This is a genomic window from Streptomyces sp. NPDC057697, assembly GCF_042799335.1.
Classification (GTDB): domain Bacteria; phylum Actinomycetota; class Actinomycetes; order Streptomycetales; family Streptomycetaceae; genus Streptomyces.
Genome location: NZ_JBHVJA010000006.1, coordinates 328,375 through 343,493 on the forward strand (window position 1 = coordinate 328,375; position 15,119 = coordinate 343,493).

12 protein-coding genes are annotated in these 15,119 nt (G+C 70.7%); 10 read left to right on the plus strand and 2 right to left on the minus strand.

Annotated features, from left to right (window positions below; genetic code table 11):
* The first annotated feature begins 11 nt into the window (after positions 1 to 11).
* The 6 genes from ruvB to ACFVFH_RS19025 all read left to right on the plus strand — a co-directional run bounded on the left by ruvB (position 12) and on the right by ACFVFH_RS19025 (position 8,017).
* A complete protein-coding gene (gene ruvB / locus ACFVFH_RS19000) occupies positions 12 to 1,085 on the plus strand; it encodes a Holliday junction branch migration DNA helicase RuvB (protein ID WP_383769753.1) in 1,074 nt (357 codons plus the stop codon).
* A gap of 165 nt (positions 1,086 to 1,250) precedes the next feature.
* Complete coding sequence (yajC, locus tag ACFVFH_RS19005) at positions 1,251 to 1,736, plus strand: preprotein translocase subunit YajC (protein WP_383769756.1); 486 nt, start codon at positions 1,251 to 1,253, stop codon at positions 1,734 to 1,736.
* 146 nt (positions 1,737 to 1,882) lie between these two features.
* A complete protein-coding gene (gene secD / locus ACFVFH_RS19010) occupies positions 1,883 to 3,616 on the plus strand; it encodes a protein translocase subunit SecD (protein ID WP_383769759.1) in 1,734 nt (577 codons plus the stop codon).
* Position 3,617: 1 nt separating this feature from the next.
* Positions 3,618 to 4,721 carry a protein translocase subunit SecF gene (secF, locus tag ACFVFH_RS19015; protein WP_383769762.1) on the plus strand — a complete coding sequence of 368 codons (1,104 nt, stop codon included), beginning with the start codon at positions 3,618 to 3,620 and terminating at the stop codon, positions 4,719 to 4,721.
* Positions 4,718 to 5,269: an adenine phosphoribosyltransferase gene (locus ACFVFH_RS19020; protein WP_383769765.1), complete on the plus strand. Its 552-nt coding sequence runs from the start codon at positions 4,718 to 4,720 to the stop codon at positions 5,267 to 5,269. The genes secF and ACFVFH_RS19020 overlap by 4 nt, the downstream gene beginning before the upstream one ends.
* Positions 5,270 to 5,437: 168 nt before the next feature.
* Entirely contained in the window at positions 5,438 to 8,017 is a 2,580-nt protein-coding gene (locus ACFVFH_RS19025) for a RelA/SpoT family protein (protein ID WP_383769768.1), read from the plus strand.
* A 67-nt stretch (positions 8,018 to 8,084) separates the two neighbouring features.
* On the opposite strand, the gene ACFVFH_RS19030 is transcribed toward ACFVFH_RS19025, so the two are convergent.
* Positions 8,085 to 9,314 carry a DUF349 domain-containing protein gene (locus ACFVFH_RS19030; protein ID WP_383769770.1) on the minus strand — a complete coding sequence of 410 codons (1,230 nt, stop codon included), beginning with the start codon at positions 9,312 to 9,314 and terminating at the stop codon, positions 8,085 to 8,087.
* Between the two features lie 198 nt (positions 9,315 to 9,512).
* Positions 9,513 to 10,301 (minus strand): peptidylprolyl isomerase, encoded by a 789-nt coding sequence (locus ACFVFH_RS19035; protein ID WP_383769773.1) that lies wholly within the window; start codon positions 10,299 to 10,301, stop codon positions 9,513 to 9,515.
* A gap of 149 nt (positions 10,302 to 10,450) precedes the next feature.
* Here ACFVFH_RS19035 and ACFVFH_RS19040 point away from each other — a divergent pair, with 149 nt between their 5' ends.
* The 4 genes from ACFVFH_RS19040 to ACFVFH_RS19055 all read left to right on the plus strand — a co-directional run bounded on the left by ACFVFH_RS19040 (position 10,451) and on the right by ACFVFH_RS19055 (position 15,104).
* Positions 10,451 to 11,137, plus strand: coding sequence for an MBL fold metallo-hydrolase (locus ACFVFH_RS19040; protein WP_383769777.1), 687 nt, complete (start codon positions 10,451 to 10,453; stop codon positions 11,135 to 11,137).
* Positions 11,138 to 11,151: 14 nt separating this feature from the next.
* On the plus strand, positions 11,152 to 12,414 hold the full coding sequence (gene hisS, locus ACFVFH_RS19045) for a histidine--tRNA ligase (protein ID WP_383769780.1): 1,263 nt from the start codon (positions 11,152 to 11,154) through the stop codon (positions 12,412 to 12,414).
* 602 nt (positions 12,415 to 13,016) lie between these two features.
* On the plus strand, positions 13,017 to 13,652 hold the full coding sequence (locus ACFVFH_RS19050; protein WP_383769783.1) for a vitamin K epoxide reductase family protein: 636 nt from the start codon (positions 13,017 to 13,019) through the stop codon (positions 13,650 to 13,652).
* 72 nt (positions 13,653 to 13,724) lie between these two features.
* Positions 13,725 to 15,104 carry a replication-associated recombination protein A gene (locus tag ACFVFH_RS19055; protein WP_383769786.1) on the plus strand — a complete coding sequence of 460 codons (1,380 nt, stop codon included), beginning with the start codon at positions 13,725 to 13,727 and terminating at the stop codon, positions 15,102 to 15,104.
* The last annotated feature ends 15 nt before the right edge of the window (positions 15,105 to 15,119 follow it).

A 15,119-nucleotide genomic window follows, 5' to 3' on the forward strand; every position in this document is an offset into this window, starting at 1 on the left:
GAACAGACCGAATGAACTGGGACGAGACCGGACCCGACACCGACGAGCGGCTCGACGAGCGGATCGTCCAGGCCGACGCGGACGGCGAGGACACCGCGGTCGAAGCGGCGCTGCGGCCGAAGGACCTCGACGAGTTCGTCGGCCAGGAGAAGGTCCGCGAACAGCTCGACCTGGTCCTCAAGGCGGCCCGCGCCCGCGGCGCCACCGCCGACCACGTCCTGCTCTCCGGCGCCCCCGGCCTCGGCAAGACCACCCTCTCCATGATCATCGCGGCGGAGATGGGCGCGCCGATCCGGATCACCTCCGGCCCCGCCATCCAGCACGCGGGCGACCTCGCCGCGATCCTCTCGTCCCTCCAGGAGGGTGAAGTTCTCTTCCTCGACGAGATCCACCGCATGTCGCGGCCGGCCGAGGAAATGCTCTACATGGCGATGGAGGACTTCCGGGTCGACGTCATCGTCGGCAAGGGTCCCGGCGCCACCGCCATCCCGCTGGAACTGCCGCCCTTCACCCTGGTCGGCGCGACCACCCGGGCAGGGCTGCTGCCGCCGCCGCTGCGCGACCGCTTCGGCTTCACCGGCCACATGGAGTTCTACGCGCCCACCGAGCTGGAACGCGTCATCCACCGCTCGGCCCGCCTGCTCGACGTGGAGATAGACGTGGACGGCGCCGCCGAGATCGCCGGACGCTCCCGGGGCACCCCCCGCATCGCCAACCGGCTGCTGCGCCGCGTCCGGGACTACGCCCAGGTCAAGGCCGACGGACGGATCGACCGCCCGGTCGCGGCCACGGCCCTCGGGGTGTACGAGGTCGACGCCCGCGGCCTCGACCGGCTCGACCGCGCGGTGCTCGGCGCCCTGCTGAAGCTCTTCGGCGGCGGCCCCGTCGGCCTCTCCACCCTCGCGGTCGCCGTGGGGGAGGAGCGCGAGACGGTCGAGGAGGTCGCGGAGCCCTTCCTGGTACGGGAAGGGCTGCTGGCCAGGACGCCGCGCGGCCGGGTCGCGACCCCCGCGGCCTGGGCCCATCTGGGTCTGGTGCCTCCGCAGCACGGCGGAAAGGGACAACAGGGCCTCTTCGGGGCGTGATCCGTCACAGGTTGGCCGGAGCAGGAACCCCGGTGCCATGCTGGGCGTTGTTCCATCGATGCGGACTCGCTTAGACTCCGCCGATGCCGCCCTTACAGGTCGGTGTACCCACCCCCGTAGATACAGGCCGCCTTCCAGCGCGGTCGTGCGAAGGAAACTCGTCCCGTGAATCCCGTGACTCTCCTCCCCTTCATCGTGCTCATCGGGGCCATGTTCCTGATGACGCGGTCCGCCAAGAAGAAGCAGGCGGCCGCCGCCCAGATGCGCAACGAGATGCAGCCCGGCACCGGCGTCCGGACGATCGGGGGCATGTACGCCACCGTCAAGGAGCTGCACGACGACACGGTTCTCCTTGAGATCGCGCCCGGCGTCCACGCCATCTACGCCAAGAACGCCATCGGCGCCGTCCTCGACGACGCGGAGTACAACCGCATCGTCCACGGCGACGACGAGAGCGGCCTCGACCTCGACGGCACGGTCGTCCCGGACGACGCCTCCTCGCTGACCGAGACCGACGAGGACACCTCGGACGACTCCCGGATCGACCTGGGCAAGAAGGCCGAGGAGAAGTCCGACGAGGCCGCGCCGAAGGACGCCGACTCCGGCAAGAAGTCCGAGGGCAAGGACGACGGCGAGGCCGACGCGAAGTAAGCCACGCCCGGGGAATGCCGTGAGCCCACCGGCGTCCGGCACTCCCCGGTCCGTGCGATCTTCTGCGGGGGCGGGTCCCCACTACACTTCGTGGCCGCTCGGGCGCGTACCCGGCGCGGGGCGGTTGGACAGGGAGAAACGAGAAGGTGGCAGCACCGAAGAAGAGCCGGGGACCGGCCGGCGGTCAGGGCAGGCCGGGGCGTTCCCTGGCTCTGATCCTGATCGCCATGGTCGCGCTCACCGGCGGGATGTTCCTGGCGGATCAGCCGACCCCACGGCTCGGCATCGACCTGGCGGGTGGCACGTCCATCACGCTGGAGGCGAAGAGCGAGCCGGGCCAGGAGTCGGCGATCAACAAGACCAACATGGACACGGCGGTCCAGATCATGGAACGCCGTGTCAATGGTCTTGGTGTCTCCGAGGCCGAGGTCCAGACACAGGGCGATCGCAACATCATCGTCAACATCCCCAAGGGCACCAACTCCGCCCAGGCCCGGGAGCAGGTCGGCACCACGGCCAAGCTCTACTTCCGGCCGGTGCTGACCGTCGCCCAGGGCACGCCCACCCCGACGCCCAGCGCCTCGTCGTCCGGCAAGCCCACCTCGTCCGCCGACCCGAGCGCCCCCACCGCCGACAAGGGCAAGGGCTCGTCGACGCCGGATCCGAGCGCCACGACCCAGGGCCGCGCGGTCACCGACGGCCTCAAGGCCGACAGCACGCCGAAGGCGAGCAACACCCCCAAGGCCGACACGACGCCGTCGGCCTCCGCCGCCGACGAGGCCGCCGCGGCCGATCTGCAGAAGAAGTTCGCGGCCCTCGACTGCTCCAGCAAGGCGTCCCGCGCCGCGGCCGCACGGGGGGCCAAGCCCACCGACGCGGTCGTCGCATGCAGCTCCGAGGGCGACGCGAAGTACATCCTCGGCCCGTCGGAGGTGTCCGGCACCGAGGTCGACAACGCCAAGGCCGGCTTCGACCAGCAGCGCGGCATGTGGATCGTCAACATGGAGTTCACCAAGCAGGGCTCCAAGCAGTTCCAGACGATCACCAAGAAGCTCTCCTCCCAGCAGTCCCCGCAGAACCAGTTCGCCATCGCGCTGGACGGCGAGGTCGTCTCCGCGCCCCAGGTGAACACCACGCTCAGCGGCAGCGCCGAGATCTCCGGCAGCTTCACCCAGCAGTCCGCCGAGGACCTGGCCAACGTGCTCTCCTACGGCGCGCTCCCGCTCTCCTTCAAGGAGCAGAGCGTCACCACGGTCACCGCCGCGCTCGGCGGTGAGCAGCTCCAGGCCGGTCTGATCGCCGGTGCCATCGGTCTGGCCCTCGTGGTCATCTACCTGGTGGCCTACTACCGGGGCCTCGCGCTCATCGCGCTCCTGAGCCTCCTGGTCTCCGGCATCCTGACCTACACGCTCATGTCGCTGCTCGGCCCGGCCATCGGCTTCGCGCTGAACCTCCCGGCGGTCTGCGGAGCCATCGTGGCCATCGGTATCACCGCGGACTCCTTCATCGTGTACTTCGAGCGGGTCCGCGACGAGATCCGCGAGGGCCGCACGCTCCGCCCCGCCGTCGAGCGGGCCTGGCCGCGCGCCCGGCGCACCATCCTGGTCTCCGACTTCGTGTCCTTCCTCGCCGCGGCGGTGCTCTTCGTCGTCACCGTCGGCAAGGTGCAGGGCTTCGCGTTCACGCTGGGTCTCACCACCCTGCTCGACGTCGTCGTGGTCTTCCTCTTCACCAAGCCGGTCATGACCCTCATGGCCCGTACGAAGTTCTTCGCCGGCGGTCACCCGTGGTCCGGACTGGACCCGAAGCGGCTCGGTGCCAAGCCGCCGCTGCGCCGCTCGCGCCGTGTCAACGCCCCCACCGACCCGAAGGAGGCGTGAGATGTCGCGACTCGGCACTCTCGGCGCCCGTCTCTACCGCGGCGAGGTCGGCTACGACTTCATCGGCAAGCGCAAGATCTGGTACGGGATCTCGATCCTGATCACCATCACGGCCATCGTCGGCCTGGCGGTCAGCGGCCTCAACATGGGCATCGAGTTCAAGGGCGGCGCGGTCTTCACCACCCCGAAGACCAGCGTCACCGTCGCCAAGGCGGAGGACCTCGCCACGGAGGCCTCCGGCCACCAGGCGATCGTCCAGAAGCTCGGCAACGGCGGTCTGCGCATCCAGATCACCGAGGTCGACACCGCGAAGTCCGACGAGATCAAGGGCAAGCTCTCCAAGGACCTCAACGTCCCCGCGGAGAAGATCGCCGCCGACCTGGTCGGCCCCAGCTGGGGCGAGCAGATCGCCAACAAGGCCTGGACCGGCCTCGGCATCTTCATGGTCCTCGTCGTGATCTATCTGGCCATCGCCTTCGAATGGCGCATGGCCATCGCGGCCCTGGTCGCGCTGATCCACGACATCACCATCACGGTCGGTGTCTACGCCCTCGTCGGCTTCGAGGTCACCCCGGGCACCGTGATCGGTCTGTTGACCATCCTCGGTTACTCCCTCTACGACACGGTCGTCGTCTTCGACAGCCTCAAGGAGGGCACGAAGGGGATCACCAAGCAGACCCGCTGGACGTACAGCGAGATCGCCAACCGCTCCATCAACGGCACGCTGGTCCGTTCCATCAACACCACCGTCGTGGCCCTGCTGCCGGTGGCCGGCCTGCTGTTCATCGGTGGCGGCGTCCTCGGCGCCGGCATGCTGAACGACATCTCCCTGGCGCTCTTCGTCGGCCTCGCCGCCGGTGCCTACTCCTCGATCTTCATCGCCACACCGCTCGTCGCCGACCTCAAGGAACACGACCCGCAGATGAAGGCCCTGAAGAAGCGGATCCTGGCCAAGCGCGCGGCAGCCGCCGCCAAGGGCGAGTCCGCCGAGGACGAGTCGTCGGACGACGGCTTCCCGCAGGACGACGCGCCCGCCGCCGCGGTCGTCGGCCAGCGCCAGCAGCCCCCCAGGGGCCACGGCCGGACCCCGGGGAAGCGTCGATGACCAGCACCACCCAGAGCACCCGCGAGCTCCTGCTCAGCCGGATCCGCGACGTGCCGGACTACCCGAAGCCGGGGGTGCTCTTCAAGGACATCACCCCGCTGCTCGCGGACCCGGTGGCCTTCGCGGCCCTCACCGACACCCTGGCGGAGCTGTGCGTACGGCACGGCGCCACCAAGGTCGTCGGCCTGGAGGCGCGCGGCTTCATCCTGGCCGCGCCGGTCGCGGTCCGGGCCGGGCTCGGCTTCGTCCCCGTCCGCAAGGCGGGCAAGCTGCCCGGTGCCACGCTCACCCAGGCGTACGAGCTGGAGTACGGCACCGCCGAGATCGAGGTCCACGCCGAGGACCTGTCCGCCGATGACCGGATCATGGTCATCGACGACGTCCTCGCCACGGGTGGCACCGCCGAGGCCTCGCTGGAGCTGATCCGGCGGGCCGGTGCCGAGGTCGCGGGCGTCGCCGTCCTCATGGAGCTCGGCTTCCTGCCCGGACGCACCCGGCTGGAGGAGGGCCTGCGCGGCGCCCCGCTGGAGGTTCTCATCACGGTCTGAGCCGCCCGGGCCGCTCCCGGCAGGGGTACACACGCACAGGACGGGCACCCGGGAACAACCGGGTGCCCGTCCCGCGTTCTCAGGAGTCCCGCGGTCCCCGGGGGAGGTCCGGCCGCAGGCTCGATACGATGGCCTCTCCGGGTACCCGGATCCGCACGAGGAGCGCTCTTGCCAGACGAGGCCCAGCCAGTCGCCGCCCCGCAGCCCGACAAGCCCGCGGCGGCCCCAGCCACGCCCGGGAAGAAGCAGCCCGCGGACAAGCCGAAGCCCCCGGCGCCCGAGCCCGGCGCGGGGCCGGACCGGGCGGGCGCCCCCGCATCCGGCGCCGCCCCCGCTTCGCCCGCCCAGCCGGCCGCGCCCGTCTCCCCGGCCGCGTCCGCCCCGAAGCCCCCGGCGAAGCCCGCGGGCCGCCCGGTGCCCGCCACCGCCCCCACGACCCGCTCCGGCGGCTCGTCGAACCGGGTGCGGGCCAGGCTCGCCCGGCTCGGCGTACAGCGCTCCAGCCCGTACAACCCGGTGCTCGAACCGCTGCTGCGCATCGTCCGCAGCAACGACCCCAAGATCGAGACGGCCACGCTGCGCCAGATCGAGCGCGCCTACCAGGTCGCCGAGCGCTGGCACCGCGGCCAGAAGCGCAAGAGCGGCGACCCGTACATCACGCATCCGCTCGCCGTCACCACGATCCTCGCCGAGCTGGGCATGGACCCCGCCACGCTGATGGCCGGGCTGCTCCACGACACCGTCGAGGACACCGAGTACGGCTTGGACACCCTGCGCCGCGACTTCGGCGACCAGGTCGCCCTGCTCGTCGACGGCGTCACCAAGCTGGACAAGGTCAAGTTCGGCGAGGCGGCCCAGGCCGAGACCGTGCGCAAGATGGTCGTCGCCATGGCCAAGGACCCCCGGGTCCTGGTCATCAAGCTCGCCGACCGGCTGCACAACATGCGCACCATGCGCTACCTCAAGCGGGAGAAGCAGGAGAAGAAGGCCCGCGAGACCCTGGAGATCTACGCCCCGCTGGCCCACCGCCTGGGCATGAACACCATCAAGTGGGAGCTGGAGGACCTCGCCTTCGCGATCCTCTACCCCAAGATGTACGACGAGATCGTGCGTCTGGTCGCCGAGCGTGCCCCCAAGCGCGACGAATACCTCGCCATAGTGACCGACGAGGTCCAGGCCGACCTGCGTGCCGCCCGGATCAAGGCCACCGTCACGGGACGGCCGAAGCACTACTACAGCGTCTACCAGAAGATGATCGTGCGGGGCCGGGACTTCGCCGAGATCTACGACCTGGTGGGAATCCGGGTGCTCGTCGACACGGTCCGCGACTGCTACGCGGCGCTCGGCACCGTCCACGCGCGATGGAATCCGGTCCCCGGCCGGTTCAAGGACTACATCGCGATGCCCAAGTTCAACATGTACCAGTCGCTGCACACCACGGTGATCGGTCCCAGCGGCAAGCCCGTCGAGCTGCAGATCCGCACCTTCGACATGCACCGCCGCGCCGAGTACGGCATCGCCGCGCACTGGAAGTACAAGCAGGAGGCCGTCGCCGGCGCCTCCAAGGTACGCACCGACGTCCCGAAGAACACCGGCGGCGGCCGCAGCCAGGACACCGTCAACGACATGGCCTGGCTGCGCCAGCTCCTGGACTGGCAGAAGGAGACCGAGGACCCCGGGGAGTTCCTGGAGTCGCTGCGCTTCGACCTCTCCCGCAACGAGGTCTTCGTCTTCACGCCCAAGGGCGACGTCATAGCGCTCCCCGCCGGCGCGACCCCGGTCGACTTCGCGTACGCGGTCCACACGGAGGTCGGCCACCGGACCATAGGGGCACGGGTCAACGGACGGCTCGTACCGCTCGAATCGACGCTCGACAACGGCGACCTGGTGGAGGTCTTCACCTCCAAGGCGGCCGGCGCCGGACCCTCCCGGGACTGGCTGGGCTTCGTCAAGTCGCCCCGCGCCCGCAACAAGATCCGCGCCTGGTTCTCCAAGGAGCGCCGCGACGAGGCGATCGAGCAGGGCAAGGACGCCATCGCGCGCGCCATGCGCAAGCAGAACCTGCCGATCCAGCGCATCCTCACCGGCGACTCCCTGGTCACCCTCGCCCACGAGATGCGCTATCCCGACATCTCGTCGCTGTACGCGGCGATCGGCGAGGGCCATGTCGCCGCCGCCGGAGTCGTGCAGAAGCTGGTCCAGGCGCTCGGCGGCGAGGACGAGGCCAACGAGGACATCGCGGAGAGTTCACCGCCCTCGCGCAGCCGCAACAAGCGCCGCTCCAACGCCGATCCGGGCGTGGTCGTCAAGGGCGTCGAGGACGTCTGGGTCAAGCTCGCGCGCTGTTGCACGCCGGTCCCCGGCGACCCGATCATCGGCTTCGTCACCCGGGGCAGCGGCGTCTCCGTGCACCGCGCCGACTGCGTCAACGTCGACTCGCTGTCCCAGCAGCCGGAACGGATCCTGGAGGTCGAGTGGGCGCCGACCCAGTCCTCGGTCTTCCTGGTCGCCATCCAGGTCGAGGCCCTCGACCGGTCCCGGCTGCTCTCGGACGTCACCCGCGTCCTGTCCGACCAGCACGTCAACATCCTCTCGGCGGCCGTCCAGACCTCCCGGGACCGGGTGGCCACCTCGCGCTTCACCTTCGAGATGGGCGACCCGAAGCACCTCGGCCACGTACTGAAGGCGGTACGGGGCGTGGAGGGCGTCTACGACGTCTACCGGGTGACCTCGGCCCGCAGGCCGTAGCGGCGACACGGCGAAGGGCCCCGGTACGCGATGCGTACCGGGGCCCTTCGCGTCGTCCGGGCGGGGATCAGCCGCCGAACTCCTCCAGGCCCTTGAGCGCCTGGTCCAGCAGCGCCTGCCGGCCCTCCAGCTCACGGGCCAGCTTGTCGGCACGGGCGTTGTTGCCCGAGGCACGGGCCGTGTCGATCTGCGTACGCAGCTTGTCCACGGCAGCCTGGAGCTGGCCGGTCAGACCCGCGGCACGCGCACGCGCCTCAGGGTTCGTCCGCCGCCACTCCGACTCCTCGGCCTCCTGGAGCGCCCGCTCCACCGCGTGCATCCGCCCCTCGACCTTCGGGCGGGCGTCACGCGGCACGTGGCCGATGGCCTCCCAGCGCTCGTTGATGGCCCGGAACGCGGCCCTGGCCGCCTTCAGGTCCCGCACCGGCACCAGCTTCTCGGCCTCGACGGCGAGTTCCTCCTTGAGCTTGAGGTTCTCGCCCTGCTCCGCGTCGCGCTCGGCGAAGACCCCGCTGCGGGCGGCGAAGAAGACGTCCTGCGCACCGCGGAAGCGGTTCCACAGATCGTCCTCGGCCTCGCGCTGGGCCCGGCCCGCCGCCTTCCACTCGGTCATCAGGTCGCGGTAACGGGCGGCCGTGGCCCCCCAGTCGGTGGAACCGGAGAGCGATTCCGCCTCGACGACCAGCTTCTCCTTGGCCTTGCGGGCCTCCTCGCGCTGGGCGTCCAGCGAGGCGAAGTGGGCCTTGCGGCGCTTGGAGAACGCCGAGCGGGCGTGCGAGAAGCGGTGCCACAGCTCGTCGTCGGACTTGCGGTCGAGCCGGGGCAGGCCCTTCCACGTGTCGACGAGCGCGCGGAGCCGCTCGCCCGCGGAGCGCCACTGCTCGCTCTGCGCCAGCTCCTCGGCCTCGGCGACCAGGGCCTCCTTGGCGTGCTTCGCCTCGTCGGTCTGCTTCGCCTTCTGGGCCTTGCGCTCCTCGCGCCGCGAGTCGACCGTCGCGACGAGCGCGTCGAGCCGCTTGCGCAGCGCGTCGAGGTCACCGACGGCGTGATGCTCGTCCACCTGCAGACGCAAGTGCTCGATGGCGGTCGTCGCGTCCTTCGCCGACAGATCGGTGGTCTTCACCCGCCGTTCGAGGAGGCCGATCTCGACCACAATGCCCTCGTACTTGCGCTCGAAGTAGGCCAGAGCCTCCTCGGGGGAACCCGCCTGCCACGATCCGACGACCTGCTCGCCGTCGGCTGTCCGCACGTACACGGTGCCGGTCTCATCGACACGGCCCCACGGGTCGCTGCTCACAGCGCCTCCTCCACCTGATGCCCGCGAGGGGGTTCGCCCCCCTGGCATCGTCCACAGTTTCCTGGGGCGGGCAGCGCCCGCCCTGCACAACGCCAATCTAGGCGACCGGCCGCCCGGCTGTCCGCACTCAGCGCGGCCGAAAAAAATCCGGTCCGTGCCCGTCGTGACCGTCCGGCGCGGTCCGGCCGCCCCGCGCGGTCACGACTTCTCGACGGCGGCCTTCGAGATGTCCACGGCCTTCTTCGGCGCACCGTCGGCGGCACCGCCCGCCACGCCCGCCGCCCCGACGTCCTTGACGGCCTTCAGCGAGGCCTCGTCCATCGTCCCGAACGGGGTGTACGTGGGCGGCAGTTTGCTGTCCTTGTACACCAGGAAGAACTGGCTGCCGCCGGTGTGCGCCTGGCCGGTGTTCGCCATCGCCACCGTCCCCGCCGGATAGGTCACCCTGCCGTCCTTGCCCGCCTTGCCGAGCGCGGTCAGGTTCTCGTCCGGGATCGTGTAGCCGGGGCCGCCCGTGCCGTCGCCCTTGGGGTCGCCGCACTGGAGGACGAAGATGCCCTCCGTGGTCAGCCGGTGACACTTGGTGCCGTCGAAGAAGCCCTTGTCGGCCAGTGCCTTGAAGGAGTTCGTGGTGTGGGGGGTCTTCCCCGCGTCCATGGTGAACGCGATGTCGCCCTGGCTCGTCTTGAGCGACATCGTGTACGAGGCCTTCTTGTCGATCTTCATCGCCGGCTCGGGGGCCTTGCTCTCGCTCGGCGACGGGGACGCGGGGGCCGACGGGCTCGCGGCCGGGTCCGCCTTGTCCTTGGTGTCGTCGTCGCCGAGGGCGAGGTACGAGCCCACGCCTATGACCGCCACCACGGCCACCGCGGACGCGATGACGACCGTCAGCCGCCTGGTCCTGCGGCGGGCCTCCTCCCGGCGCTGCTGCTGCCGCTCGAACTTCTCCCTGGCGAGCTGCCGCCGCCGCTGATCGCTGCTGACCACCGGGTGATCTCCTTGTAGGTCGTGTGATGGGGCCTTGGCTGCCCCGTACCGTATATGGGTTAGCTGTGGAATGAGGAGCGCCGGTAGGCTCTGAACTGCCGCGACCCTCTCAGTCGCGATCCGCCGTCGGACGACCATTAAGGACGATCGTGCTCATTGCCGGGTTCCCCGCAGGGGCCTGGGGGACCAACTGTTATCTGGTCGCCCCCGCCGCGGGCGAGGAGTGCGTGATCATCGACCCGGGCCACCAGGCCGCGGCCGGGGTCGAGGAGGCGCTGAAGAAGCACCGGCTGAAGCCCGTCGCCGTCGTCCTCACCCACGGCCACATCGACCACGTCGCCTCGGTCGTCCCGGTGTGCGGCGCGCACGACGTCCCCGCCTGGATCCACCCCGAGGACCGGTACATGATGAGCGACCCGGAGAAGGCCCTCGGCCGCTCCATCGGGATGCCGCTCATGGGCGAGCTGACGATCGGGGAGCCGGACGACGTCAAGGAACTGGGTGACGGCGCCCGGCTGGAGCTGGCCGGTCTGGAGTTCGGCGTCGCGCATGCGCCCGGCCATACCAAGGGGTCGGTGACGTTCAGGATGCCCGAGGCCGCGGATGTTCCGCAGATCCTCTTCTCGGGCGACCTGCTCTTCGCCGGCTCCGTCGGACGCACCGACCTGCCCGGCGGCGACCACGCCGAGTTGCTGGAGTCGCTGGCCCGTGTGTGCCTGCCGCTCGACGACTCGACCGTGGTGCTGTCCGGCCACGGCCCCCAGACGACCATCGGCCGCGAGCGCGCCACCAACCCGTATCTGAACGGCATGGACGCGCCCCGACGAGGAATGTGACGAGAGACGGACCCGTGAGCACTTTCAAGGCCCCCAAGGGCACGTACGACCTGACCCCGCCCGACTCCGCGAAGTACCTCGCGGTGCGCGAGGCCATCGCCGCGCCCCTGAGGAACTCCGGCTACGGCTACATCGAGACGCCCGGTTTCGAGGACGTCGCCCTCTTCTCGCGCGGTGTCGGCGAGTCCACCGACATCGTGACCAAGGAGATGTACACCCTCACCACCAAGGGCGGATCCCAGCTGGCGCTGCGCCCCGAAGGCACCGCCTCCGTGCTCCGCGCCGCGCTGGAGGCCAACCTCCACAAGCTCGGCAACCTGCCCGTGAAGCTCTGGTACTCCGGCTCGTACTACCGCTACGAGCGCCCGCAGAAGGGCCGCTACCGGCACTTCTCGCAGGTCGGTGCCGAGGCGATCGGTGCCGAGGACCCGGTGCTGGACGCCGAGTTGATCATCCTGGCCGACCAGGCGTACCGCGCGCTGGGCCTGCGCGACTTCCGCATCCTGCTCAACTCGCTGGGAGACAAGGAGTGCCGCCCCGTCTACCGGGACGCGCTCCAGGGCTTCCTGCGCGAGCTCGATCTGGACGAGGAGACCCGCCGCCGCATCGAGATCAACCCCCTGAGGGTCCTCGACGACAAGCGGCCCGAGGTGCAGAGGCAGCTGACCGGCGCCCCGGTGCTGCGCGACTACCTCTGCGACGCCTGCAAGGCGTACCACGAGGAGGTGCGCGACCTCCTCTCGGCGGCGGGCGTGGTCTACGAGGACGACGAGAAGCTCGTCCGCGGCCTCGACTACTACACCCGCACCACCTTCGAGTTCGTCCACGACGGGCTCGGCTCGCAGTCCGCGGTGGGCGGCGGCGGCCGCTACGACGGTCTGTCCGAGATGATCGGCGGACCGGCGCTTCCGTCGGTCGGCTGGGCGCTCGGCGTGGACCGCACGGTGCTCGCGCTGGAGGCCGAGGGCATCGAGCTCGAACTTCCGGCGGCGACCAGCGTCTTCGCGGTGCCGCTCGGCGAGGAGGCCCGACGGGTGCTCTTCGGCGTCGTCACGCGGCTGCGCCGCGAAGGCGTGGCGGCGGACTTCGCGTTCGGCGGCCGTGGCCTCAAGGGCGCGATGAAGAGCGCGAACAGGTCGGGAGCCCGGCTCACGATCGTCGCGGGCGAGCGGGATCTGGCCGAGGGCGTCGTCCAGCTCAAGGACATGGAGTCCGGCGAGCAGACGCCCGTGCCGCTGCCCGACGTGGTCGCGGCGATCCGCGAGCGCCTGGCGTAGAGAATCCCCGGAGGACCGGGGGCCGGACAGGCCCTGGGCCTCCGGGTACGGCCGGTGGACGGGACCCCGTCCACCGGCCGTACCCGTACCTGAGCGCGGCCTTTCCCCGCCCCGGCTCCCGGCCCGGCCGGGGGCGGCAGGAGCGGGCGACGGGCGGCCACCGGCCCCCACACCGTCAACCCGGCGGATACGGATTCATACGGCCGGACGACGCCGATCCGGGAACACCCACGGCGATCGGCACGGGCGGGGCCGGTGCGGGGCGCCGGAACCGTCCGCCCGGCGCCGCCGCCACGGACCTGCCGGTCCCCGTGTCCGTCCGCGCCCCGGCCCCGTCCGGAGCGAGGGTCCCGAACGCCCTTCCCCGCCGGATCCCCAGGTCGGGGCCGCCCACGGCGGCCGACCGGTCGTGGCGCCCCCTCAGAAAGCCCGCCTCCGGCGCGAGTTCGGCCGTGGTGCGGAGCCCTTCCCGGCCCCCGGGATCCGGCGCCGGGAACGCGCGAGCCTTTGGGCACACCTTTATGTCCATCGAACAGAGCATCGGTACCGTGGTGCGGCACAATGACCGTGCCCAGCAGGCCACTCACTGATGGAACGGCGATATGACGACTGCAGCGGTTGACCATCCCTCCTCCGAACAGGACGAGGACGGCGGGAAGACGACCTTCGGCGGCAGCCGCGCGCTCGCACTGCTGCTGGTGATCACCGGCGCCGCCGGACTGCTCGCCGCGTGGGTCATCACGATCGACAAGTTCAAGCTGCTGGAGGACCCCAACTTCACCCCGGGGTGCAGCCTCAACCCGGTCGTCGCGTGCGGCAACATCATGAAGAGCGAGCAGGCGGCCGCCTTCGGCTTCCCGAACCCGATGCTCGGTCTGGCCACCTACCCCGTGATCATCGGGATCGGTCTCGCGCTGCTCGCGGGCGCCCGCTTCCGCGGCTGGTACTGGCTCGGGATGAACGCGGGCGCGCTCTTCGGCGTCGGCTTCTGCACCTGGCTGCAGTACCAGTCGCTCTACAACATCAACTCGCTCTGCCTCTGGTGCTGCCTGGCCTGGGTCGCCACGATCTTCATGTTCTGCTACATCACCACGCACAACATCAAGCACCGGATCATCCCCGCGCCGAACTGGCTGCGCAACGGCCTCACCGAGTTCCACTGGGTGCCGCCGGTCCTGTGGATCGGCATCATCGGCATGCTGATCCTGACCCGCTGGTGGGACTTCTGGACCAGCTGACCGGCTCCCCGTCCCTCCCGGACGGGGACCGGCCCGGCGAGGATGTCGGTGCCGTGGCTTAGGCTTCGAAACGTGGAGCCCGACCTCTTTACCGCAGCAGCCGAAGACCGCCAGGAGAAGGACCCGTCCAGCAGCCCCCTGGCTGTCCGGATGCGCCCGCGCACCCTCGACGAGGTCGTCGGTCAGCAGCATCTCCTCAAGCCGGGCTCCCCGCTGCGCCGCCTCGTCGGTGAAGGGAACGGCGGGCCGGCGGGCCCGTCGTCGGTGATCCTCTGGGGCCCGCCCGGCATCGGGAAGACGACCCTGGCGTACGTGGTCAGCAAGGCCACCAACAAGCGCTTCGTCGAGCTCTCCGCGATCACCGCGGGCGTCAAGGAGGTGCGCGCCGTCATCGAGGGCGCCCGCCGCGCCACCGGCGGCTACGGCAAGGAGACCGTCCTCTTCCTCGACGAGATCCACCGCTTCTCCAAGGCCCAGCAGGACTCCCTGCTGCCGGCGGTGGAGAACCGCTGGGTGACGCTGATCGCGGCCACCACCGAGAACCCCTACTTCTCGATCATCTCGCCGCTGCTCTCCCGTTCGCTGCTGCTCACCCTGGAATCGCTCACCGACGACGACCTGCGCGGACTGCTCCGGCGCGCGCTGGCCGACGAGCGAGGGCTGGGCGGCGCGGTGACGCTCCCGGAGGAGGCCGAGGCGCATCTGCTGCGGATCGCGGGCGGCGACGCCCGCCGGGCGCTGACGGCGCTGGAGGCGGCGGCCGGTGCCGCGCTGTCCAAGCGGGAGGAGGAGATCAGCCTCCTCACCCTGGAGGAGACCGTCGACCGGGCGGCCGTGAAGTACGACCGGGACGGCGACCAGCACTACGACGTGGCGAGCGCGTTGATCAAGTCGATCCGCGGTTCCGACGTGGACGCCGCGCTGCATTACCTGGCCCGGATGATCGAGGCGGGGGAGGACCCCCGGTTCATCGGCCGGCGGCTGATGATCTCGGCCAGCGAGGACATCGGCCTCGCCGACCCCACGGCGCTGCCCACCGCCGTGGCGGCCGCCCAGGCGGTCGCCATGATCGGCTTCCCGGAGGCGGCGCTCATCCTGAGCCATGCCACGATCGCCCTGGCCCTCGCTCCCAAGTCCAACGCGGCGACGCTGGCGATCTCCGCCGCCCAGCAGGACGTGCGCAACGGCCTCGCGGGGCCCGTCCCGGCCCATCTGCGCGACGGCCATTACAAGGGCGCCGCCAAGCTGGGCCACGCCCAGGGCTATGTCTATCCGCACGACGTCCCCGGCGGGATCGCCGCCCAGCAGTACGCACCGGACGCGGTCCGTGACAAGCACTACTACCGACCCACGCGCTACGGCGCCGAGGCGCGGTACGCGGATGTGGTGGAGCGGGTCCGCGAGCGGCTCGGCCGCACGGCCGGCGACGGCGCCGGGCCGTCCGCGGGCTGAGTCGGGCGGGGCCGC

Coding starts and splice junctions, on each gene's coding strand:
- ACFVFH_RS19050 (WP_383769783.1), top strand. CDS start 13,017: ATGACGACTGCAGCGGTTGACCATCCCTCCTCCGAACAGGACGAGGAC.
- ruvB (WP_383769753.1), top strand. CDS start 12: ATGAACTGGGACGAGACCGGACCCGACACCGACGAGCGGCTCGACGAG.
- ACFVFH_RS19020 (WP_383769765.1), top strand. CDS start 4,718: ATGACCAGCACCACCCAGAGCACCCGCGAGCTCCTGCTCAGCCGGATC.
- secF (WP_383769762.1), top strand. CDS start 3,618: ATGTCGCGACTCGGCACTCTCGGCGCCCGTCTCTACCGCGGCGAGGTC.